Origin of the sequence: Candidatus Clostridium helianthi (assembly GCF_045310795.1) — a bacterium.
Lineage (GTDB): Bacteria > Bacillota > Clostridia > Clostridiales > Clostridiaceae > Clostridium > Clostridium helianthi.
Window position 1 is genome coordinate 1 of the sequence record NZ_JBJIAB010000195.1, and the last position, 271, is coordinate 271.

The window sequence follows — 271 nt, forward strand, 5'->3', positions numbered from 1 at the left end:
TGACTGACACCCTGACGCTGTATTCTCAGACGGCCTATGCGAAGGACGACTACTACGCGTCACAAGATTATGCGCGCTATGTGTCAAATCCCGTATTTTCCGACACCAGCCAGCTCTATAATTTCTTCGGAGAGTTGGAGCCTTCTCCTGCCGCGCCGGGCGGCATCTACACAGATCCGCAGTTGGGCCCCTCAGACCGCATACTGTCCGTGGACCTTAGCCAGTCCGACAACAGGCAATGGTACCAGGAGTTTAGGCTTCAGTCCGATTT

At 54.6% G+C, this 271-nt stretch carries 1 protein-coding gene; it reads left to right on the top strand.

All coding sequences use genetic code 11. From position 1 onward, the window contains the following. The coding region (locus tag ACJDTP_RS27785; RefSeq protein WP_406763052.1) for a hypothetical protein at nucleotides 1–271 on the top strand (271 nt) is incomplete at both ends.